General features: G+C 45.0%; 22 protein-coding genes and 1 tRNA gene. 4 read left to right on the top strand and 19 right to left on the bottom strand.

The features are described 5' to 3' along the window. Positions 1-18: 18 nt before the first annotated feature. The 7 genes from nhaC to glyA form a co-directional block, all read right to left on the bottom strand. Positions 19-1,440: a Na+/H+ antiporter NhaC gene (nhaC, locus tag DPF90_RS15280; protein WP_114787201.1), complete on the bottom strand. Its 1,422-nt coding sequence runs from the start codon at positions 1,438-1,440 to the stop codon at positions 19-21. A gap of 166 nt (positions 1,441-1,606) precedes the next feature. Beyond that, a complete protein-coding gene (gene purU / locus DPF90_RS15275; RefSeq protein WP_114787200.1) occupies positions 1,607-2,479 on the bottom strand; it encodes a formyltetrahydrofolate deformylase in 873 nt (290 codons plus the stop codon). Between the two features lie 66 nt (positions 2,480-2,545). Further along, positions 2,546-3,208: a sarcosine oxidase subunit gamma gene (locus tag DPF90_RS15270; RefSeq protein ID WP_162814047.1), complete on the bottom strand. Its 663-nt coding sequence runs from the start codon at positions 3,206-3,208 to the stop codon at positions 2,546-2,548. After that, positions 3,201-6,221 carry a sarcosine oxidase subunit alpha gene (locus DPF90_RS15265; protein WP_114787198.1) on the bottom strand — a complete coding sequence of 1,007 codons (3,021 nt, stop codon included), beginning with the start codon at positions 6,219-6,221 and terminating at the stop codon, positions 3,201-3,203. Before DPF90_RS15265 ends, DPF90_RS15270 begins: the two co-directional genes overlap by 8 nt. Beyond that, positions 6,214-6,516, bottom strand: coding sequence for a sarcosine oxidase subunit delta (locus DPF90_RS15260; protein ID WP_114787197.1), 303 nt, complete (start codon positions 6,514-6,516; stop codon positions 6,214-6,216). The genes DPF90_RS15265 and DPF90_RS15260 overlap by 8 nt, the downstream gene beginning before the upstream one ends. Positions 6,517-6,533: 17 nt before the next feature. After that, positions 6,534-7,784, bottom strand: a complete 1,251-nt coding sequence (locus DPF90_RS15255; RefSeq protein ID WP_114787196.1) for a sarcosine oxidase subunit beta family protein — start codon at positions 7,782-7,784, stop codon at positions 6,534-6,536. A gap of 92 nt (positions 7,785-7,876) precedes the next feature. Next, positions 7,877-9,130: a serine hydroxymethyltransferase gene (gene glyA / locus DPF90_RS15250; protein ID WP_114787195.1), complete on the bottom strand. Its 1,254-nt coding sequence runs from the start codon at positions 9,128-9,130 to the stop codon at positions 7,877-7,879. Positions 9,131-9,335: 205 nt separating this feature from the next. On the opposite strand from glyA, the gene DPF90_RS15245 reads away from it, so the two are divergent. Beyond that, positions 9,336-10,397, top strand: a complete 1,062-nt coding sequence (locus DPF90_RS15245; protein WP_114787194.1) for a GlxA family transcriptional regulator — start codon at positions 9,336-9,338, stop codon at positions 10,395-10,397. Positions 10,398-10,462: 65 nt separating this feature from the next. On the opposite strand, the gene DPF90_RS15240 is transcribed toward DPF90_RS15245, so the two are convergent. Further along, positions 10,463-10,539: transfer RNA gene (locus DPF90_RS15240), tRNA-Arg, on the bottom strand. A 201-nt stretch (positions 10,540-10,740) separates the two neighbouring features. On the opposite strand from DPF90_RS15240, the gene folD reads away from it, so the two are divergent. Continuing rightward, positions 10,741-11,604, top strand: coding sequence for a bifunctional methylenetetrahydrofolate dehydrogenase/methenyltetrahydrofolate cyclohydrolase FolD (gene folD / locus DPF90_RS15235; protein ID WP_114787193.1), 864 nt, complete (start codon positions 10,741-10,743; stop codon positions 11,602-11,604). A 147-nt stretch (positions 11,605-11,751) separates the two neighbouring features. Here folD and DPF90_RS20565 read toward each other — a convergent pair whose 3' ends face one another. The 10 genes from DPF90_RS20565 to DPF90_RS15185 form a co-directional block, all read right to left on the bottom strand. Further along, complete coding sequence (locus tag DPF90_RS20565) at positions 11,752-11,904, bottom strand: hypothetical protein (RefSeq protein WP_162814046.1); 153 nt, start codon at positions 11,902-11,904, stop codon at positions 11,752-11,754. Between the two features lie 165 nt (positions 11,905-12,069). Next, positions 12,070-12,243: a hypothetical protein gene (locus DPF90_RS20280; RefSeq protein WP_162814044.1), complete on the bottom strand. Its 174-nt coding sequence runs from the start codon at positions 12,241-12,243 to the stop codon at positions 12,070-12,072. Then, entirely contained in the window at positions 12,243-12,752 is a 510-nt protein-coding gene (locus DPF90_RS20275) for a hypothetical protein (protein WP_162814045.1), read from the bottom strand. The genes DPF90_RS20280 and DPF90_RS20275 overlap by 1 nt, the downstream gene beginning before the upstream one ends. Further along, entirely contained in the window at positions 12,753-13,121 is a 369-nt protein-coding gene (locus DPF90_RS15220) for a hypothetical protein (RefSeq protein WP_114787191.1), read from the bottom strand. Positions 13,122-13,506: 385 nt separating this feature from the next. Beyond that, the gene (gene recR / locus DPF90_RS15215; protein ID WP_114787190.1) at positions 13,507-14,106 is read right to left on the bottom strand and encodes a recombination mediator RecR; all 600 of its coding nucleotides are present in this window, start codon (positions 14,104-14,106) and stop codon (positions 13,507-13,509) included. 14 nt (positions 14,107-14,120) lie between these two features. Further along, positions 14,121-14,450: a YbaB/EbfC family nucleoid-associated protein gene (locus DPF90_RS15210; RefSeq protein ID WP_114787189.1), complete on the bottom strand. Its 330-nt coding sequence runs from the start codon at positions 14,448-14,450 to the stop codon at positions 14,121-14,123. Between the two features lie 77 nt (positions 14,451-14,527). Beyond that, positions 14,528-16,579: a DNA polymerase III subunit gamma/tau gene (gene dnaX, locus DPF90_RS15205; RefSeq protein WP_114787188.1), complete on the bottom strand. Its 2,052-nt coding sequence runs from the start codon at positions 16,577-16,579 to the stop codon at positions 14,528-14,530. Positions 16,580-16,591: 12 nt separating this feature from the next. Then, the gene (gene apt, locus DPF90_RS15200; protein ID WP_114787187.1) at positions 16,592-17,137 is read right to left on the bottom strand and encodes an adenine phosphoribosyltransferase; all 546 of its coding nucleotides are present in this window, start codon (positions 17,135-17,137) and stop codon (positions 16,592-16,594) included. A 162-nt stretch (positions 17,138-17,299) separates the two neighbouring features. Beyond that, positions 17,300-17,665, bottom strand: a complete 366-nt coding sequence (locus DPF90_RS15195; RefSeq protein WP_114787303.1) for a YbaN family protein — start codon at positions 17,663-17,665, stop codon at positions 17,300-17,302. 329 nt (positions 17,666-17,994) lie between these two features. Continuing rightward, positions 17,995-19,095: a response regulator gene (locus DPF90_RS15185; RefSeq protein WP_114787185.1), complete on the bottom strand. Its 1,101-nt coding sequence runs from the start codon at positions 19,093-19,095 to the stop codon at positions 17,995-17,997. Positions 19,096-19,341: 246 nt separating this feature from the next. Here DPF90_RS15185 and DPF90_RS15180 point away from each other — a divergent pair, with 246 nt between their 5' ends. Continuing rightward, positions 19,342-20,217 carry a LysR family transcriptional regulator gene (locus DPF90_RS15180; RefSeq protein ID WP_114787184.1) on the top strand — a complete coding sequence of 292 codons (876 nt, stop codon included), beginning with the start codon at positions 19,342-19,344 and terminating at the stop codon, positions 20,215-20,217. A 66-nt stretch (positions 20,218-20,283) separates the two neighbouring features. Here the strand turns inward: DPF90_RS15180 and DPF90_RS15175 are convergent, their stop codons facing one another. After that, a complete protein-coding gene (locus DPF90_RS15175; protein ID WP_114787183.1) occupies positions 20,284-20,832 on the bottom strand; it encodes an NAD(P)H nitroreductase in 549 nt (182 codons plus the stop codon). A 153-nt stretch (positions 20,833-20,985) separates the two neighbouring features. On the opposite strand from DPF90_RS15175, the gene DPF90_RS15170 reads away from it, so the two are divergent. After that, positions 20,986-21,201 (top strand): transposase domain-containing protein (locus DPF90_RS15170; RefSeq protein WP_205395164.1); only part of this gene is annotated, 216 nt, incomplete at its 3' end.

Below are 21,201 nucleotides of genomic sequence, written 5' to 3'. Positions count from 1 at the left end.
AAATAGGGCCAAATAAACTCAGCTATAACTTGCTTCTCGCATAACAAATCGCTCCGTCGACGCGTATATCAGGCTAATGACTGGCGATACCCAGCAAGCAAACGCGAGAGGTATGTAGAGTAAGTTTTCTATATTCCCCTCGGCAATCCCAAGCCCTAATGCGCTGATCACCACAGCGCCACCAGCATTCCAAGGGACAAGCGGCGAAATAAGCGTTCCTCCTTCTTCCACAGCTCGAGATAAATTCAGCTTAGAGTAACCTTTTGCTTCATACACAGGCACAAACATCCGCCCAGGTAAACTAATGGATAGATATGGATCCCCAGCCACTAAATTGGTTGCTATTGATGTACCCAGTGCTGAGGCTTGGAGACGAAAGAACGAACAGCTTTTGCTCAATATCGCCTCAACGATAGTTTCCAAACATCGGGTTCTTTCCAGTGCACCACCAAAACCAAGCGATATCATGATCAAAGTGATCACCCATGCCATTGACTGAATGCCCCCTCTTGCAAGCAGGCTATCAAGTTCTGACACCCCAGTTTGTATTTGATACCCGCTCTGTGCATATTGAAATAACTCATGCAAAGACACATTCTGCATAAAGTGTGCAATAACAGCACCGCTCACCACACCAGCAAACAAAGAAGGTAATGTAGGTAGCTTAAAGAAAGAACACGCGAGCACTAAAAAAGGGGGAATTAAAAGCCAAGCAGATAAATTGAAATTAGCTTCAATATTGGTGTTAATCAGGTGTATCTGACTTAATGCATCGTCTCCCAAAGGGCCGTTATTGAGACCAACGAATAGATAAATACCAAATGCAATTAACATGGCAGGAACTGTAGTGGGCAACATGTTTTTTATATGTTGGAAGAGGTCTACACCGATTACTGCAGGGGCTAAATTCGTTGTGTCCGATAAGGGGGACATTTTGTCGCCAAAAAACGCGCCTGAAACCACAGCTCCAGCCGTCCAATAAATCGGAATATCAAAGCCAGCGCCAATACCCACCAAGGCTAATCCAACCGTACTAACCGTCCCCCAAGAGGTGCCAAGAGACAAAGAAACGATAGAACACAACACCATACTTGCCGCCAGAAATATCTGTGGATTGAGCATAGTCAGGCCATATTGTATCAATAAAGGCACAGTGCCACTGGCAATCCAGATACCAACTATCATACCGACCAACATTAAGATAGCGAGAGATTGCATCGCAAGACGAACCGTATGTAAAATACCATCTTCAATATCATGCCAACGATAACCTCTAAACCAAGCCAAAAAAGCGGTAACGCTAATACCAACAATCAGTGGTATATGAGGCGTAAAATCATTAAAAACAAAAAGTTGTATCGCCAAAATACAAAGAGTAATTGCGATAGGTGCTATCGCCATGGCTAAGCTAGGCTTAGAGGCTTTATCTATTTTCGTCATACAGAATCTTCCTTATTTCTCGTTTGAATGCGAAATTTGGGGTGCAAAAAGCCTAGCTCGACTTTTGTTGTCACTGAGGTGACAGGTCGAGCTATCGCTTGCTTTAGTTTTTCTTGAACTTACAGTGCGAAAATACCGGCCTTAGCCGAATAGACGATAAAACAAGTTAGGAACGTTCAAAAACTATCGTTTTGTCGTTAAATAAAAATACACGCTTTTCAATATGATATTGAATCGCTTTGGCGAGCGTTAGCGCTTCAATATCCTTACCTTTTTTGATCAAATCTTTGGGGTAATAGGTATGATTAACGTTTGCCATACCTTGAGTAATAATTGGCCCTTCATCTAGGTCGCTACTGACATAGTGTGCTGTGGCTCCGACGAGTTTCACGCCTTTATCATAAGCTTGATGATAAGGTTTTGCGCCTTTAAAACCGGGTAACAAAGAGTGATGAATGTTAATGGCTTTTCGTGACCATTGTTCACACATTTCATCAGACAAAACTTGCATGTATCGGGCAAGAATTAATAACTCGCAACCGACATCATCCAATATTTTTTGCACCTGTGCTTCTTGTTGTGACTTGGTCTCATGGGAAATAGGAAAGCAGTGGTAAGGAATATCATGCCATTGCGCCAATGATCTCAGATCTTCATGATTAGAAATCACGGCTTTGATATCAACAGGCAGATTATGGGTGCGATAGCGATAGAGTAAATCGTTCAAACAATGGTCATATTTAGACACCATGATCACCACAGATGGTCTGTAACTCTTATCGGTCAATTCCCATTCCATATCAAAGGCTTTGCTGCGTTCACCAAAACCTTGCTTAAAAGCTTGCTCATCAAACTTTCCACTGCCCTCTTGAGCAAACTCGACTCGGATAAAAAAGCGCTGGTTCAACTCATCATCAAAAGAGTTTAACTCAGATATATAACATCCAGATTCACATAAAAAGCGGGTCACTACATCCACTGTCCCAATACGGCTCGGACAGCTTGCGGTTAAAATGTAGTTGGAATTTGATTGATTCATTAAGTCACCTTAAGACTGTTATTATAAGTCGCCAATACCAGATCGGTTTGGCGACTGGTTGCCTGGCTAGTCTTTATGAAAGACCACACCATACTCACGCCCTGCATCCATTAGCCACATCCATAGGTAGTCGGCGAAACTTCGACGAACAACAAGCTCAAATGCCTGTTCACCAATACGCCGAATTTGAATTTGTGATTTGGCAAACGTGGTTCCAGCCACATGGCCTATCAGAAACTGACGGATATGGACGTCATACAAGGTTGATTTTTTTATTACATTTTCAGCATTTGCCCCGCTCAGCCTCAGAAGAGTTTGACCACTGCTCACTTCAGTGACCGCATAATGCCCCTCTAAATGCTGATGCAAAGCTAATTCGATTGCCGTCGCTGAATTAGGCTCTCCAATAATCAACCATTCATCAGGAGATTGCCAGAAAACACGCAGACTATCGGTTTGAACGGACGTTCTCGGTGCAACTGGAAGCGCTACGCCAAGCGCCTTTTCAACCCCAGAAGTAAAAGCGGGGTTCTCTGTTTTTCCCCTCAAGATAAAGTGGGTTAAACCTTTTATCTCACGGATGTCAACGCTCGTCTCCTGATATAGTTGGTCAGGTTTTATAAATTCCACATGGGCGAGAGGTGAAGCTTCTCGGGGCATCCATTGCTCTTTAGGGCTGAGAGAGGCGACTTTGTTGTCGGCCCTAGCTTCAAGAGTGATATCAGACATTTTGGCGCTCTCCTTTTGGATCATAAAATACAGAGGTGGTAATTTCAGCTTCTACTGATGTTCCATCAGGCAGCGGGAAATAAACCTTTTCGCCTACCCGAGACAAACCGCCTTTGATAACGCCCAATGCAATAGAGCGATCCAGTATCGGGCTGTAATAACTTGATGTAACATGCCCAACCATTGTCATTGGGATTGGCTCACTTGGGTCAAAGACCGCTTGGGCACCTTCAGCTAATACGACACTTGGGTCTTTAGTTAGCAGTCCAACAAACTGTTTTCTATCTTGCCGCTGGTTATCTTCACGCTCCCATGAGCGCTTACCGATATAACTAAACGTCTTGTTTTTACCGACGATCCAGTTCATATCCATATCTTGCGGAGATACCGAGCTATCTGTGTCCTGCCCTGCAATAATAAAGCCTTTCTCGGCACGGAGAATGTGCATGGTTTCGGTGCCATAAGGCGTGATACCAAACTCCTCTCCAGCAGCCATGACTTGTTCCCACACATATAAGCCATAATTGGCTGGCACGTTAATTTCAAAAGACAGCTCACCAGTAAAACTGATACGAAATACTCGCGCATCTACGCCAGCTACCTTAAATGACTGCCAACTCATATAAGGAAAAGCGTCATTGGACACATAATAACCATCCACCAACTTTTCGAGCAAAAATCGGCTATTCGGACCAGATATTGTCATCGTTGCCCAATGATCTGTCACACTGGCAAAATACACTTCTAGCTCTGGCCACTCTGTTTGATGCCATAGCTCTAACCATTCGAGAACTGCAGCCGCTCCACCAGACGTGGTAGTCATAATAAAGTGATTGTCATTGATACAAGAAGTCACGCCATCATCGAAGATCATGCCATCCTCTTTACACATAACGCCATATCGGCAGCGGCCCGGAGCAAGCTTTGACCAAGGGTTGGTATAAATTCGGTTGAGAAACTCTCTTGCATCCTTACCTTGAATATCAATTTTTCCAAGTGTGGATGCATCTAAAATACCTATGCTTTGGCGGGTTGCCATACACTCACGCATGAGTGCATCCTGCATGCTCTCACCCTGCTTAGGAAAATACCAAGGCCGCTTCCATTGCCCCACATCTTCAAACTTTGCCCCGTGAGCTACATGCCACTCATGAATTGCGGTAAATCTTGCAGGGTCAAACAATTTGCCCGTATCTCTTCCAGCTAACGCACCAAAGGTTACTGGCGTATACATAGGGCGAAAAATGGTTGTGCCTGTCTCTTGGATGGTTTGATTTAACGCTTTGGCTACGATAGCCATCCCGTTGATATTGGATGTTTTCCCTTGATCGGTACCAAATCCCATCGCGGTGTAACGTTTAACATGCTCAATCGACTCAAAGCCTTCTCTTGTGGCAAGCTCGATACCCGCAGCGGTTACATCATTTTGAAAATCAACAAATTGCTTAGGCGCTCGACTGGTCGGTTTAATATGAGGAATATGGTATAGCGCCATTAGCTGTGACTCATTGTATTCATGAGCTTTAGGGGTAATGAAGTTGTCCTCGATTAGCGCTCCGCCCAATTCCTCACCACTGACTAGCCCTGCCCCAGCACCTTGTTCTAGGACAGCGCCTAATGAGTAGGTTCCCACTGTACCACCAACAAAGAGTTGATTTTGAGAGGCAGGGCCGGGAACAAAGCCTGCGATATCTGGGTTCCAGATAGGCTTGCTCCCTGTGTGGCAGGATAAGTGAACAACAGGGCTCCAACCACCAGAGCTTGCTACAGTATCGCAAGTCAGCTGGGTTGCTTTACCGATAGCTTCGCTGCCGTCAAAGTTAAGGGCAGCGACTTTAACCCCTGTCACTCGCTTGCTACCAGAGACTTCTATGACCGCTTTACCCTTTAGTATCTTGATGCCCAAGCTACGCGCTTTTGAAACGAGATCGCCGTTTGATTCCTGCCGAGTATCAACCACAGCCACGACTTCCCGTCCTGCATTATGCCAATCAATCGCCGTTTGGTACGCGTGATCATTAGTGGTCATCAACACAAGCTTGCTTCCCGAAGCAACAGCATAACGATTAATGTAAGTAGAGACAGCAGACGCTAACATACACCCTGGCACGTCGTTATTGGCAAAAACCAGTGGTCTTTCCAAAGCCCCCGTCGCCAAGATAACTTTCTTAGCTCGAATGCGATGCAAACGCTGGCGAATTCCCGATACGTTTTCGCCTAAATGATCGCTGCGCCTTTCAACCGCTCCGACAAAATTATGGTCGTAGTAGCCAAAAGCCGTCGTTCTCGCCAACAAGGTAAAGTTAGGATCTGAATACAAAAGTCCCAAAGTCTCAGCAACCCAGTCCATGCAAGGTTTACCATCAAGCGCTTCAGTACTAGACAGTAGCGAGCCACCAAATTCGTTTTGCTCATCTAGAACAATCACACGCAGGCCAGAACCGACCAAGGTTTTTGCGGCCGCAAGTCCAGCTGGCCCTGCACCAATGATCAGCACATCGGCATGGTGATTAAGCTTATCGTACTGATCTGGGTCTTGATCTGCTGGAACTTTGCCTATACCTGCGGCCTTTCTGATGTATTTCTCGTAAGTTGGCCATAGGCTTTCAGGTTGCATGAACGTTTTATAGTAAAAGCCTGGTGGCATCATGGCGCCCCCTACCTTTCCAACCCCTGCCATCATATCCAATTCCACACTTGGCCAACCCGCTACTGAAGTCGCCGTCAGGCCTTGATATAACTCAGCCTGAGTAGCGCGAATGTTGGGAATAGTGGTCGATGGGCTACTGCCGACCTGTAAAATGGCATTGGGCTCTTCTGCTCCAGCGGCCAAAATTCCTCTTGGACGAGAATATTTAAAACTTCTTCCCACTACATCAACGCCATTGGCTAGCAAGGCCGACGCAATAGTATCGCCTTTGCAACCTGTGTAGCGCTTACCATTGAATGAGAATGTGATACTTTGTGCTCGCTCAATACGACCGCCTTTCTCAAGCCTGTTAAGCTCAGTCATTGTGCTGCTCCTCTTTGTTCAATAAAGCAGAGCTACTGCCCATTTTGTACACCTCTTCTATCTGGTAAGTCACTGTATTGCGGACAACATTAAAAAACTTACGGCACCCCGCACTGTGCGACCACATTTCCTGATGCGAGCCTTTGTTATTTTTTCGGTGAAACAGATAGTTACCCCATTCTTCATCGGTCACTGCCTCTGGCTCAAGAGGCCGGACAATATGCGCCTCTCCGGCGTAGTGAAACTCATCTTCTTCTCGTATTTCATCGCAATACGGACAATAGATTTGCAACATTACTTTTTCTCCTAGAACTAGTGTGCAACGCCAGCTGCGCCGTGTTCATCAATTAAATGCCCAGTCACAAATCGATTGAGGTTAAAGGCATCAGCGAGAGGGTGTGGGTGATCGTTCGCTATGGTGTGCGCAAATACATGACCAGATCCTGGTGTTGCTTTAAAGCCGCCTGTTCCCCAGCCACAGTTAAAATACAAACCTTTAGTCGGAGTTTTACTGATGATTGGGCAAGCATCTGGCGTAGTATCAACAATACCTCCCCAATGGCGATTGAGCCTGACTCGGCTAACGATAGGAAACATCTCAATAATGGCCGCTATGGTATGTTCGATGACAGGAAAAGAGCCTCTTTGTCCATAGCCAAGGTAGCCGTCAATACCGGCTCCAATAACTAAATCGCCTTTATCTGATTGGCTCATGTATCCATGGACATGGTTGGACATCACCACGGTATCCAGACAAGGTTTTAAAGGCTCAGAGACCATAGCTTGTAGCGGGTGAGATTCTAATGGCAGGCTCATATTGACCATCTTGGCTAGCTCACCAGAGTTACCTGAGGCCACACAAGCCACTTTACTTGCACCGATAAAGCCCTTCTTAGTCTCGACACCAACCACTGAGCCCTTTTCTACTCGAATGCCAGTCACTTCATTTTGCTGGATAAGATCAACACCTAACTTATCGGCTGCTCGCGCATACCCCCAAGCCACTGCGTCATGACGGGCGGTTCCACCGCGCTGTTGCCAGCTTGCTCCCAACACTGGATACCTCGCATTTGGCGAGCAGTTTAATATTGGCACTAAGTCTTGCACTTCTTTGGTGCTCAGCACCTCGCTATCTATTCCATTGAGCCGATTTGCATTCACTCGCCTTTCTATATCTCTCATGTCTTGTAATGTGTGGCCGAGGTTTAACACACCTCTTTGACTAAACATAAGGTTATAATTGAGCTCTTGAGACAAGCCTTCCCACAATTTCATTGAGTGCTCGTAGAGATGAGCAGCCTCATCCCACAAGTAATTGGAGCGTACAATAGTCGTGTTTCGCGCAGTATTTCCGCCACCTAGATAGCCTTTTTCAACCACAGCAATATTGGTAATACCATGTTCTTTTGCCAGATAATAGGCAGTGGCTAGGCCATGTCCGCCACCGCCTACAATGACAACATCGTAGTGCTTCTTGGGTGTGGGATTGCGCCAAATTCGTTGCCAGTTTTCGTGATAGGTTAAGGCATGCTTAAATAGACCAAACCCTGAGTAATCCTTCATTGTTTACCTTCCAAAAAACGTTAAAGTCCAAGCGTCTTGTCATAGGCGCATCGATTTTTAATTGAGTATTGTTGAGCGCCTATTGGCTAAGATCATCGATAAACGGGAAACTCTGCGCACAATGCAGCAACCTTGGCTTGCACAGACTTGATTTTCTCTTCATTGTCTAAGTCATCTAAAATGTCGCAAATCCAATCGGTAAGCATGGCTGACTCGGTTTCTTTAAAACCTCTAGTGGTGATAGCAGGTGTACCAATTCGCAGTCCACTAGTGACAAAAGGCGACCTAGGATCATTAGGCACAGAGTTTTTATTGACTGTGATGCAAGCTTTGCCCAAGGCCAAGTCCGCATCTTTTCCGGTGATTCCCTGCTTTATCAGACTCACTAAGAACAGATGATTATCCGTTCCGCCAGATACGACCTCATAGCCACGTTCAATGAATCCTTTTGCCATCACTTGGGCATTTTTCACAACCTGAGCTTGATACTCAGTAAATTCTGCTAATGAAGCCTCTTTAAATGCTACGGCTTTAGCCGCAATGACATGCATGAGTGGTCCACCTTGACCAGCAGGGAAAACCGCTGAGTCTAATTTTTTCTCAAGCTCTTGATTAGATTTGGCGAGGATAAGACCACCCCTTGGTCCCCTTAGTGTTTTATGGGTTGTGGTCGTGACAACGTCCGCATAAGGAAGTGGGTTTGGATAATGGCCAGAGGCAACCAGTCCGGCGACATGTGCCATATCAACAAACAAATAGGCATTGACCGAATCAGCGATATCTCTAAATTTTTGCCAATCAACCACGCGAGAGTAGGCAGAAAAGCCAGCAATGATCATTTTAGGTTGATGCTGTTTGGCCAATTCCTCGACTTGATCGTAATCGATTTCACCAGTTTCCTCATTTAAACCATACTGGACAGAATGATAGATTTTTCCTGAAAAGCTGACTTTAGCGCCATGAGTTAGGTGACCACCATGGGCAAGGCTCATTCCCAAAACCGTATCGCCAGGGTTGAGCAAAGCCATGAAAACGGCCGCATTCGCTTGTGAACCAGAATGAGGCTGCACATTCGCATAATCGGCGCCAAACAAGCTCTTTGCGCGTGAAATAGCAAGCCGCTCGATAGTATCAACATGCTCACACCCCCCGTAGTATCGCTTTGCTGGGTAGCCCTCTGCATACTTATTGGTCAACTGTGTTCCCTGCGCTTGCATCACTCTCTTGCTGGTATAGTTTTCAGAGGCAATTAATTCGATATGCTCTTGCTGACGGGTATCTTCACTGTTAATAGCACTAAGCAATTCTTCATCAAACCCTTCAATGGTGTCATTTTGGTAGAACACACGTCTCTCCTTCAGCACATTAATGTAACAATAGTGTTAACAAAATATCCTGCATCCCTGTTCCATGACCGACTGTGTGCGTCAAGAACTGTTGCTTTTGCGACAAATCACCGAATCATTGCGTTGGATATTGAAAATAATGTGATGTGAGCAATAAATTTATATTGAGAATACTTGTAACAAGTCGCTTACCTGAGATACTGCCATGGCACTCAAACCTCAAGGCATGGTGATGAAAATAATAAGAAAATTCTCAGCTCCAATGAGAGATACCAACCAATGTTTTATCGCGAAAGAAAAAACCACATGTAACCAAACCTCAGTGCTATTTGTTGTGCTTGAGCATTTTTCCCTAATGTCATTTACTTGTGCGGTCGATTGTTTAGTGACGTCAAACTTGGTGGAAGGTTCGACGCGATTCACCTTTGCTACGGTTGGATTAGGCAATGGCGAGGTGCTCAGCGATCTTGGTATTGGCCTTACGCCTGATCACTCATTACACGAAGTAAAGGCATTACAAGACATCGATGCTGTAATGGTTTGTGGCGGTTATCGAACTAGCCTGAATGAACACTCTCAGTTATCAAAGCTGATTGCATTAAGTAGTAAGTGCAACACCATTCTAGGGGGCATTTGGAATGGCGCTATTTTTCTCGCCCATGCAGGCGTTCTTGATGGAAACCAATATGCCCTTCATCCAGACAATCATGCCTATGCAAAAGAAAGGTTTCCCCGTAGCGTTTTATCCTCAAGCTCCTATGTGGGACACGAAAACATCTTCACTTCTTCTGGAGCAAGTAGCACTCTCGATATGATGTTAGCGATAGTGCAAAAAATCACCAGCCAGCCCAATTCTAATGCGGTGCGAGAAATCCTTTCTTGTGACCGAGGGATCCCATTAGACTCCAAACCGCAACTTCACACTTGCCTGCCCGACTCTGCGCCAGCAATTGTCAAAGAAGCCAATCTATTAATGGTCAGTAATCTTGACGAGCCACTTCATGTCGAGGACATAGCCCGTTACCTCAAGATATCGCGCAGGAAATTAGAAAGACTGTTTAAGACACATATTCAAACCTCACCTTCTAAGTACTATTTAGAACTGAGATTAACCTATGCAAGGCAATTATTGCTCCAATCGGAAGATTCCATCTCAACCATTGCAGCATCGACAGGCTTTTCTTCAACCACCCATTTTAGTCGATGTTTTAAAGAGTTTTTTTCCGTATCGCCTAGCATGATGAGAGAAAAAATGCACGTTAGTTAGGATTATTTGAGGCCCAAAAAAGCAAAAACCCCAACATCAAGTTATGCTGGGGTTTTCTAAATAAATGGCACGCCCTGCAGGATTCGAACCTGCGACCACATGCTTAGAAGGCACGTGCTCTATCCAACTGAGCTAAGGGCGCGCTACAGGGAGAGGATTATACGAGTTCAGCGTCTTAACACAAGACCTTTTCGTAACATTATGAACTGAATGACTAAAAAAAGCCCACCAGGTTGAGTTTTGATTAAAAACAACCCAAAGCAAACGTTTGCCTATAGATGTTCGTTGGATAATTTGCGACAATGCGCCCAGAAAAATAGCCATTCTGTTTTAAAGGAACGTCATGACCGCTCAAAATATTGATGGAACTCTTATTTCTCAAACTGTCCGTTCAGAAGTCGCTGCGCGCGTAAAAGCACGCCTTAATGCAGGCTTGAGAGCACCTGGACTCGCGGTAATACTGGTTGGTGAAGACCCAGCATCACAAGTATATGTTGGGAGTAAGCGCCGCGCTTGTGAGGAAGTTGGCTTTGTATCCAAGTCATATGATCTCCCCACAACGGCAACCGAACAAGAGCTGCTGGCTCTGGTTGATGAACTTAACAATGATGATCAAATAGACGGTATCCTTGTCCAACTGCCCTTACCGGCTGGTATTGATGCTACTCATGTTCTTGAGCGTATTCACCCTGAAAAAGATGTCGATGGATTTCACCCCTATAATGTCGGCCGCCTAGCTCAGAGAATTCCTAAGTTACGCTCATGTACACCAAAAGGGATCATCACATTACTTGATCGCTACAACATTAATTTACGTGGTCTACACGCGGTTGTTGTAGGTGCCTCTAATATTGTCGGCCGCCCAATGACACTTGAATTATTGCTTGCTGGCTGTACCACAACCACATGCCATAGATTCACCAAAGATCTTGAAAGCCATGTGCGACAAGCAGACATTGTGGTCGTTGCCGTAGGCAAGCCTAACTTTATTCCAGGCCAATGGATTAAAGAAGGTGCCGTGGTCATTGATGTGGGCATCAATCGCTTAGATTCAGGCAAGTTAATTGGTGATGTGGATTACGACAACGCCAAAGAGCGAGCAAGCTTTATTACCCCAGTCCCTGGCGGCGTCGGCCCTATGACAGTGGCGAGCCTGATAGAGAACACCATGCTTGCCTGCGAGCAGTTCCACACCAAGAAAAAGTAACGAGTGAAGCTCATCGTTTAGAGCAATAGAACCGGTAAACTGATTATCCCCATCAGCTATGTTGATGGGGATTTTTTATGTTTGGCCTTTAAGTAAAAAGCTTGGGCAAAGCACCACCTAGGAATATGCCCGCAAAAAACCAAAGTCCTAGAGTGTTCCACCACATAAAGATACTAAATTTTGTAGAGCTCGTTGACGCTCTTCGTCTGATAAACGGATAGGCAATACAGTAATAGATAAATCGACTTCCGATTTCCCAAGATAATTGATATTGAGGGCGCATATAATCATTAGGGTCATAATATTTCCCCAGATCTTTAGCTAAGTTTTTATCTATAAAAATTATATATTTATAGCTACCAAGTGAAATAATCGGAAAAGTAACAATTGCTGTTAGAGCCCAAGCTATAGTGTAAATCGCGATAATCTTTCGAGACGATAGTAGAAAAACGTCTATCAATTCCATCATTCATTCGCCCATTCATAAATCACTTCACCTGTAGCCTTACCAGCAGCGCCTCCCGCAACACCACCAACGAACCCTCCTGCAACTGCTCCGCCAAGAGCAGCGACAGCTAGAACAGGTGCAGAAGCCGTAACACCTATAAATATCGCTATGCCAAATCGCATAATGCGCATTAAGGGATCCTTTTGTGCCCCTTATATTTCACATTCACATCGGTATAAAATGGCAATACACTTTTGAAATTCACGTTTGGCTGATTTCCCTCCTCTGATACTTTTATTTTTAAGTAATGATATCTAAATCGGCTCAACTCTATAACCATGTACAAAGATAACCATACGAAAACAAAGCCTGCCACAGCATTTAAACTAAAAATTAATGATGAAAATCCAACGCAGAAGAGCACTAGTCCAGCAAATGTTATTCTATTCCCTGATTCATTTTCTACCGCCTTAAGTGCTGTTTTATCTGATATATCATCTTCAATCATACTGATATGTGCTGATGTACATGCCGCAAATATTGGTAAGCATGCCGCAAAACATGTAATTGATATCACTAAGAATGTAGATACTTCGGCGTCACTACTAAAAAAACTTAAAAGTGAAAGAAAAAATATAGCGCAGAATCCGGTCAATGCTCCGTATAACCATTTAAACATATCTCTTTTGACGTTAGCCATTTAATTCCTCGAACTTTGTACGAAGCTAATGACATCTGGTATCTGAGATATAATCGAGACTACCAGAGCAGCAATTGCTATCCATGTTGCCACTGTGCTAGACCTTCTTGCTTGCTTTATAGACTCATAATCCAAAATAACTTGATAGCCTGTTATTGTTAGCGATATTCTCCAGCCTTCATTTGGTATTTTGCCATTTCTTACGAACATTCTTGAACCAGTATCACACTCTTCATTAACCCATTTTAGGCTATCAGTATCTAATCCTAGCTTCCTCTCAATAAAGGGGATAGTTACTGGTTCTTTGGCATCTCTAACGCATTTTAATATATTGATATGTAAGTCATCATCGGTGATTTTATTTTCCATCTAACTCTATCCTGTTATCTATTTTGGACCTGATAGAAAAAAGAGCTAAGCGAGGCTCAAGCGACAACGCCACGGTCGCGCTTTTCAGTAGAAGTGTAAAGGAGCGGGTCTTGCCTTTTACCAAACATTAGCTTTTCTATATCAAATTTACCCGATGACCTTTGCCCAAACATCGACACGTAACCCAGAATGGGGCACAAGTGTGCTGACTAGAATGGCACCCTAACTCTAAAACTTAAACAAATGCGACAAAACATAAACCATTCTATTTTCCCCAAATAAAAAAGACCCAAGGTTTTCACCTTAGGTCTTTTAGTCCAAGCTTTGATTCTAGACAGCACTTATCCAAACGGCATTCACTTAGTCGAGTCGTATTGTCTGGCAATTATAGTTTTTGCCGGCCAAGTAATGAGTGAGAAAGCGTGGTGCCATCGACAAGCTCAAGCTCACCTCCTACAGGCACACCGTGTGCAATCCGGCTGGCCTGCACCTTATGCTCGCGGCAAAGCTCTGCAATATAGTGAGCGGTCGCTTCACCCTCAACGGTTGGGTTAGTGGCCAAAATAACTTCTGTCACATCCCCGCGACGTAGGCGGTAATCAAGCACATCAAGTCCAATATCACTTGGGCCAATGCCATCTAAAGGGGATAGATGCCCCATAAGCACAAAGTATCGACCGGAATATTGGCCGGTTGATTCCACCGCAGCAATGTCTGCAGGGCTTTCAACCACGCAGATTTGACCATTTTCCTGACGTTTGGGGTTAGTGCAGATGTGACACGTTTCTTGTTCAGTAAAAGTACGGCACTCATTGCAATGACCTATCTCTGTCATTGCTTGGCTGAGTGAGTCAGCCAACTGTAAGCCGCCTTTTCTATCGCGCTGTAACAAATGAAAGGCCATACGCTGCGCTGACTTGGGGCCAACCCCAGGCAGACAACGTAAGGCCTCCATCAATTGCTCCAGCATATGACTGGTGCGCATTCGCTAGCCCTTTGTTAGAAAGGCATTTTCATGCCGGGTGGAAGTTGCATCCCCCCAGTCACTGATTCCATTTTTTCTTTTTGTGTTTCTTCAACGCGGCGTGATGCATCATTAAATGCAGCAGCGATCAAGTCTTCAAGCATTTCTTTGTCATCTTCCATCAAGCTTTCGTCGATCTCTACTTTACGAACGCTGTGGCTTCCTGTGATGGTTACTTTTACCAAGCCAGCACCAGACTCGCCCGTTACTTCCATATTCGCAATTTCTTCTTGAAGCTTTTGCATACGCTCTTGCATTTGCTGGGCTTGCTTCATTAAGTTGCCCATTCCGCCTTTACCAAACATGTTTTTCTCTCTGGTTGTCTAGCTAGTTTCGTTAATAGATTGAGGTCAAAGTCTGTTTTTTCAACCCCAAATTTGATTCATATAGGCCTGACACTATCACTGTCTAGATCAGCTGCAAATCGCTGCTCAATAAACTGAACATTGCTGTCATTTTCCAGGCTGGTAAACGCCTGCTGTAACTTTGTCTGATAGAGTTTCTCTCTCAACTCTAAGGGGGTTTCACCAGACTCACCAACCTCAACACTTAGCTCGAATTGCTCTCCTAACACTGAATTAAGCGCAGTTATAAGTTCATGACGAGCTCTGTCACTATTAAGATGAGCTTGCTCGCTGCGAAGCGTGAGTACAATGCAGCCCTCTCGCTGCTCATAATGTGAATTAAGCGCCAGCTGCTGGGTCATTTTTGCCACATCCAACTGTTCAATCAAACGAGCCCACAGGCTCTGCTGCAAACATTCTTGAGTGAGCTTTTTCGCCATATCCGACGTTTTTTCATGCTCCAGCGCTTTCTTTATTTGAGAAGGCGTGAGTGCATGATTTTGCGCCACTGGTTTTTCTTGCGGCAGCGTTGGACGCCACTGATAAGGCTCTGCTTTATCATCTTCAGGCGTTGCTACATCCACTGAATTGGACACTGGCGACATCTGCATAGTTCCCATGTTGCGCTGTGCAACGCGATCGAGAACCGATGATGGTTGAGCAGATGTCGCATTAGTCTTTTTTGGCGTGCTAGCCTGACTCTTCCCAGTACGTTGAGAACGAAGCTGATGTCTTAGACCTCTTACAGGAGATATCGGTGATTGAGGCTGCTCCTGCATGTAAGCATTGGCTTGTTGCTCTGGAGCCTCTGGCATCTGAGCCCGAGCAGGCTCCATGTCCATTTGTGGTAGTTGTTCAGATGCAGATGGCTGCTCAGGCACAGGTGGTTGTGGCGCAGGCTGAGCTTCCATCGATGCACTCTGAATAGGAGCAGGTGGCACACTCATTGAGGGAGCAGGCTCTGGCTGAATAACCTGATTGGTAATCACATTCGCTTGAGGCTGAGCCACGGGGCGAAATGCCATCATTCGTAGCACCACCATCTCAACACCGATTTGCTCAGATGGAGCCAGTGATAAGTCTTGCCGCCCTTTCAGCGCAATTTGATAATAAAGCTGGATATCTTGCGGCGAAAGCACTCGACTTAACAACACCACTTTTTCGGCATCGGGTAAGGATTTATCAAGCGTCTCAGGGAGCGCTTGATACATAGCAAGGCGGTGCAGCTGAGCAGAAAGCTGAGAGAGTAAACCATCCCAGTCAACGCCGTTTTGAGCAAGACCTGCAAGACAATCCATCGCCGTTTGAGGCTGTTTTGATCCAATGGCTTCAAGTAAATGTAATGCCTGGTCCGTATCTAAGGTTCCCAGCATATGAGCGACGCTGTCCGTCACCACTTGACCATTACCCAAAGCAATCGCCTGATCGGTCAAACTCAATGCATCACGCATACTGCCATCAGCAGCATGAGCAATCATGCCCACAGCTCGAGGCTGAGACGAAACCTTCTCTTGCTGTAAAATATAATCGAGTTGCTGATGGATGTTATCAACACTGATAGGCTTTAAATGGAACTGCAAGCAACGCGACAATATGGTGACAGGTAACTTCTGTGGATCCGTAGTGGCAAGAAGAAACTTCACATACTCAGGCGGCTCTTCCAAGGTTTTAAGCAAAGCATTAAAACTATGTCTTGAGAGCATGTGCACTTCATCGATAAGATAAACCTTAAAGCGACCTCGGGCTGGCTTATACTGCACATTATCCAGCAGCTCTCTGGTGTCTTCGACCTTGGTTCTAGAGGCTGCGTCAATTTCTAATAAATCAACAAAGCGTCCTTGATCGATTTCTTGGCAGGTATCGCACTGGCCACAAGGCGTGGCTGTTATACCTGTTTCGCAGTTTAATCCTTTGGCAAGCAAACGACCTATAGTGGTCTTTCCGACTCCGCGAGTTCCGCTGAATAGATAAGCATGGTGGAGCCGATTATTCGCCAATGCATTTTCCAATGCGGTCAGAACATGGCTTTGGCCAACCACTTGATTAAATTGTGCAGGCCGCCATTTTCTAGCCAGTGCTAAATAACTCATGACTATACCCAATTAGTGGCCATCAAACTCACAAATACTGTAGACCTTGAGGCCAAGTTTCTCGAGACGTGCATCTCCACCGATTTCTGGCAGATTGATAACAAACGCAGCGTGTTCAACCTCTCCACCGAGCTGGCGAATAAGTTGAGTGGTCGCCTCGATCGTTCCACCTGTGGCAAGCAAGTCGTCGACAACCAAAACCTTATCCCCTTCGGATATCGCATCGGTATGAATTTCAAGCGTATCCGTGCCGTATTCAAGTTGGTAAGATTGGGCGATCGTTTGACGCGGCAGCTTACCCGGCTTGCGCACAGGTACAAAGCCAATGCCAAGCTCTAAAGCGAGTGGCGCACCAAACAAAAAACCGCGAGCTTCAGTACCAACAACCTTGGTAAAGCCCATACCTTGGTACTTTTCGACTAGCACCTGAATCGCCGCCTTATACGCGGCCGCATTTTCCATTAAACTCGTAACATCACGAAATACAATGCCAGGTTTGGGATAGTCGGGGATGCTTTTGATGCTTGATTTGATTAGGGTAATGGTTTCAGTTGTCATAATTCATTTCTTAGATTGGCTAAGCTTATTATCTACAAAGTATTTAACAACAAGCATCAGCAAAGGCTTTAACGCGAACACTGTTTAACGATGTCGCTAAACTCATTCGCGCTATGCAACCAATAATCACCTGCTAAAGCAGCAGGACACATGTATGCAATCTTAGTGATTTTCTTGCCTATCAGCAAGGTGATCAATCACGGGTAAACGAATAAACCAAGTCAATAAAGTCATCAGCATCACCATAAGGGCAACCTTTAACCAGACTTGAGAAACAATCCAAATAGAAAAGGAAAAGCTGGCCACCATGCACAGGGCGCCACGCACTTTAATTTTGCTGGTCACCGCTCGGTGTTGATGCCAGTTATCAAGAATAGGGCCAAAGGTTTTATGTTCGTGTAACCAACGATGAAACCTTGGACTACTGCGCATAAAACAAGCGCTGGCGAGAAGAACAAACGGTGTTGTCGGAAGCAGGGGCAAGAAAATTCCAAAAAAGCCGAGCACCAAACTCACACTACCGACAATATTTAAACCCAATCTTCGAATATCTATGATGCGCTCCGGTTAATGTTTAAAAACCTGCATATCCGTTAAATACTCGAATCCAAGTAAGGGTTGCAGGAAGGGTGGGAATGAGGAGAACCGCAATAAATCCCAAAAAATAAAAGATATTATACGGCTCTTTAAAATTTTCGTCTGCCATAGGATTGCTTCTCTTGTGTTAATACAGTGTATTTTATCCTTCGTTAATCTTTCGTTAACGTATTGGAACATTTTTGTGGGGCGGACTATAACTCAAAAAGGTCACAACAAACACCGTAAAAACATAAGGTTATTTAATGTTACTCTATGAGCTAAGCACTACCGCCACGGAATATATCCAAACTAAAGCTGCTTGAACCCAAACAGCCTAGTGTTAGCTGACACGCCGCCTGAATGGGCAAGTCAGGCGTTATAAAGTTTTTAATACAGTGCTCACCGAGTTTGGTTCCTGCTGCAATATGTTGGGAGAAGTACCCATTTGACCATTGAGCATCAAGGCCAGCTGGTAGCAATGATAAGGTTCCTTCAGACACATCAGCGATTCCAAACATCGCTTTTACAGGGCTGGCGCACTCTGCGCACTCCATACCCTTTTCAAGCAAATCGGCAATATCTTTCAAATCGGCATTAAAGCTCTTTAAATTACGCAAATAATCATGGAATAACGCTCTAACCAGTAGGGTTGTTGCCGCACCATGTTGTCCCTCACTCGCCGAATCAACGATATAGAATGCAAACTGACCATTCATCAGCCACGCATAATCGTAAACTAAAGGCATGACATCGGTTGATTGCAGCAAACGGTAACTGCATTTCCAGTCACCTTGCGATGTGTCTTTATCGGGCAACAGAGCATGCAGCAAATCTTTGGCAGCACTGGGGTTATCCTGCAAGTATTCTAAATGCCAATGCAGTTCTTGCTCTTCTGGCATATCGCCGCTGTCAATTCTAAACCACTGACTGGCAAAATCTCGCTGATCACACAAGTGGTTATCGGAGTCATACAAGGTATTTTCTATGGCACTGGCCAAATGACCTGGGTTAGTGATCGGTTTGGGGAGGAAATCTTTGATGCCAAAGCGCAGCGCTTGCGCCACATCAGCCATCTCATCGGTGGCTGATACAACAATCAGCGGGAGAGAGGGATACTCCAGACTCACTTCTTCGACAAACTCTATCCCGTCAAGTACAGGCATTGAGAGATCACACAATATTAAGTCTGGCTCAGTTTCTCTGAGCTTTTTAAGGCCTTCTAGTCCATTCTCTGCTTCCACGACCTCATGACCTTGCGCTTCAATAAAGCCACCAGTGAGCTTTCGAAACACAGGATCGTCATCAACGATCATGATAAGCTTTGTCCCAGTAGCCGGCTGGGCTGAGGGCGTTGTCGCCACTTCGTAAGATTTATGCATACACCTTGGCCTCACACAACTATAAACGTACAACTGTTAGTATTATTTTTGTAATTGTAAACGGTTTCAAACACTCATTTAAAAATAGCCGCGAAAGTGTATTTATACAAATCTTCCACTTTTCGCGCATGTTGAATACTATATGTAGCTAGAGTTAAAGATCATAAAGCTTGTTGATAATACTCAGGCTTTGGCATCTGATATTTGTATAAGTTCACCCAATTTGCAGAAAATGTGTCGGAAATAATGAAATTAGACGATCTCAACCTTTTTAGGCTCGTTGTTGAAAACGGAAGCTATACTGCGACATCTCGCAAAACTATGATTCCGGTTGCGACAATTACCCGACGCATACAAGCGTTGGAAGAAGCTCTTAACCTCAGACTACTCAACCGTCATGCGCGTAAACTTTCTCTTACAGAAGCGGGCGAAAGATTTTACAGTGAGTGTTCTCCCCTACTCAATCGACTGACAATAGCAGCAGAAGAAATTACCGATGAATGCCGCGGAGCGGCGGGCAAAATTCGTGTATCTGCTCCCTCGAACCTGACCAAACGCATGATGATGCCAATATTCAGCGCATTCATGACCAAATTTCCGGATATCAATCTTGAACTGACAACCAGTAATCATGCTGATCAGCTTGATCCAACGGAATGGGACGTTATTTTTCGCGTTGGACCACAAAGAGATTCAAGCCTGATTGCACGCAAAATCGGCTCAGTCGAGGATATTTTAGTGGCGAGCCCTGACTATCTCGCCAATCACCCGGAGCCAAAGCATGCAGAAGATCTGCAAAATCACTCTCTTTTGAAAGGCGCTCCACTATTAAAATGGCAAATCACCAATAGTAGCGGCGAGACAGTGATTAATAATGATAAAGGTCGTTTCCAAGCCAATGCGCTAGATGTAGTCCGAAGCGCATGCTCAGATGGTTTGGGGATCACACTGATGCCGGACGTTATGCTTAAGGAGCATATTGAGGATGGAAGCCTTACCCGCGTTTTACAAGAATGGAGCGCGAACCCTCGCGATATTTACATGCTATACAATCACAAGGACCATCTGCCTGAAAAAGTCCGTCTATTGATAGACTTTGTGATTGAATATAAAGATAGCTAATTTGTTACTCATACAATGATGACAAAAACTTAGCCCCAAAGCTGACTATCACCTTTGGGGCTGAGATTACAAGTATTCGACAAATTTACTCAAGTCACGCTCAGGCACTTTCATTGGAATGCAGCCCGGCGTTCCAAGGTACAGAAATCCAACAATCTCATCTTCACCTTCTAGGCCAAACGCACGGTGAACACTGTCATGGAACATCCACTTACCAGAGCGCCAAAAACCCTGAAAACCTTGCGCAACTGCGGCCATCTGCATTGCATGTACTGCACACCCAGCAGAAAGATGCTGCTCTAACGCTGGCACTTTCTCGTGCGGAGTCACCTTAGCAATTACAGTAATCACCATAGGCGCTCGAAATGGAGCGTTTTTCAGCTTTTCCAGCACGCTTTCATCACTGTTTTCTGCTTTCGCCGCCGCAACCAGAATATCCGCCAATTTCGTCAGTCCTTCGCCTTGAGAAATGACAAATCGCCAAGGCGTGAGACTGGCATGATCAGGGGCTCTGAGGCCAGCTCGAATGATATTCTCAAGAGCCTGGCCTTCTGGAGCAGGTTGAGACAACTTGGCGATTGAGCGGCGATTAAGCAGCATATCTAAAGCATCCATTTGAAATTCCTAGTGAGTTCTGATGTGAGCCGATCATAACCTTAGGTGACAAAAAAGGCGAACGTTACCGCTTAATGCCGATCGGTTTAGAGACTTGAACGATCCTGGGATCGTATGATAATCCCCACTAACTTTGTTAGTGGGGATTTTTCTATGTTGGCTGAAGAGTTAGTTCTAGCTCATGATACTATTGAAGATGGCAAAAATTATGAGTCTGTAATTAATGCCATTCAACTTGAATGGATAGAGCAAGCTCTCTATGAAACATCTAAAGCGAGTATCAGAAGGCGTCGGCTACCAGCCCAACAAGCCGTATGGCTCGTCATTTGGATGGGATTGCAGAGAAATAAATCCATTAAAGAGGTTTGC

Source organism: Vibrio tetraodonis, assembly GCF_003350295.1.
GTDB lineage: Bacteria > Pseudomonadota > Gammaproteobacteria > Enterobacterales > Vibrionaceae > Vibrio > Vibrio tetraodonis.
This window is presented reverse-complemented; position numbering and strand designations above follow the sequence as displayed.

Coding starts and splice junctions, on each gene's coding strand:
- nhaC (WP_114787201.1), bottom strand. CDS start 1,440: ATGACGAAAATAGATAAAGCCTCTAAGCCTAGCTTAGCCATGGCGATA.
- purU (WP_114787200.1), bottom strand. CDS start 2,479: ATGAATCAATCAAATTCCAACTACATTTTAACCGCAAGCTGTCCGAGC.
- DPF90_RS15270 (WP_162814047.1), bottom strand. CDS start 3,208: ATGTCTGATATCACTCTTGAAGCTAGGGCCGACAACAAAGTCGCCTCT.
- DPF90_RS15265 (WP_114787198.1), bottom strand. CDS start 6,221: ATGACTGAGCTTAACAGGCTTGAGAAAGGCGGTCGTATTGAGCGAGCA.
- DPF90_RS15260 (WP_114787197.1), bottom strand. CDS start 6,516: ATGTTGCAAATCTATTGTCCGTATTGCGATGAAATACGAGAAGAAGAT.
- DPF90_RS15255 (WP_114787196.1), bottom strand. CDS start 7,784: ATGAAGGATTACTCAGGGTTTGGTCTATTTAAGCATGCCTTAACCTAT.
- DPF90_RS15245 (WP_114787194.1), top strand. CDS start 9,336: ATGGCACTCAAACCTCAAGGCATGGTGATGAAAATAATAAGAAAATTC.
- folD (WP_114787193.1), top strand. CDS start 10,741: ATGACCGCTCAAAATATTGATGGAACTCTTATTTCTCAAACTGTCCGT.
- DPF90_RS20565 (WP_162814046.1), bottom strand. CDS start 11,904: ATGACCCTAATGATTATATGCGCCCTCAATATCAATTATCTTGGGAAA.
- DPF90_RS20280 (WP_162814044.1), bottom strand. CDS start 12,243: ATGCGCATTATGCGATTTGGCATAGCGATATTTATAGGTGTTACGGCT.
- DPF90_RS20275 (WP_162814045.1), bottom strand. CDS start 12,752: ATGGCTAACGTCAAAAGAGATATGTTTAAATGGTTATACGGAGCATTG.
- DPF90_RS15220 (WP_114787191.1), bottom strand. CDS start 13,121: ATGGAAAATAAAATCACCGATGATGACTTACATATCAATATATTAAAA.
- recR (WP_114787190.1), bottom strand. CDS start 14,106: ATGCGCACCAGTCATATGCTGGAGCAATTGATGGAGGCCTTACGTTGT.
- DPF90_RS15210 (WP_114787189.1), bottom strand. CDS start 14,450: ATGTTTGGTAAAGGCGGAATGGGCAACTTAATGAAGCAAGCCCAGCAA.
- dnaX (WP_114787188.1), bottom strand. CDS start 16,579: ATGAGTTATTTAGCACTGGCTAGAAAATGGCGGCCTGCACAATTTAAT.
- apt (WP_114787187.1), bottom strand. CDS start 17,137: ATGACAACTGAAACCATTACCCTAATCAAATCAAGCATCAAAAGCATC.
- DPF90_RS15185 (WP_114787185.1), bottom strand. CDS start 19,095: ATGCATAAATCTTACGAAGTGGCGACAACGCCCTCAGCCCAGCCGGCT.
- DPF90_RS15180 (WP_114787184.1), top strand. CDS start 19,342: ATGAAATTAGACGATCTCAACCTTTTTAGGCTCGTTGTTGAAAACGGA.
- DPF90_RS15175 (WP_114787183.1), bottom strand. CDS start 20,832: ATGGATGCTTTAGATATGCTGCTTAATCGCCGCTCAATCGCCAAGTTG.